This window comes from Planococcus sp. RAB007_Raresut (assembly GCF_057369535.1).
The window spans coordinates 1-262 of the sequence record NZ_JBXYIF010000153.1 but is presented as its reverse complement, the minus strand read 5'-3'; the positions used below and the strand labels follow the sequence as shown (position 1 = coordinate 262).

The following is a 262-nucleotide window of genomic DNA, read 5'->3' as shown; positions in this document are numbered from 1 at the left end:
CAAGTAAGTAAAAGCAATAAATGCCAAACCGAGTGGAATTGCAGAAAGTGGAATCGAAAGATTTTTAAAGAATGGTATCAACAAGTCCAACATGTTTGCCGTATGCACAGGACTATCTTGTTGTTTTGCAATCACATAAAGCGCAATACCCGCCCCAAGTGCAGCAAGTGAAGTCCAAAAGAATTTTTTTCGAGCAGGTAAACCAGCATTGTCTTTATAGCGAATTTTGATCCAGTCATCCGCCCAACCGACTGCACCGAAC

The 262-nt window shown here is 41.6% G+C and carries 1 pseudogene; it reads right to left on the bottom strand.

From position 1 onward, the window contains the following. A pseudogene (locus AC2Q9J_RS18105) lies at window positions 1-262 on the bottom strand (hypothetical protein); the annotation flags it as partial.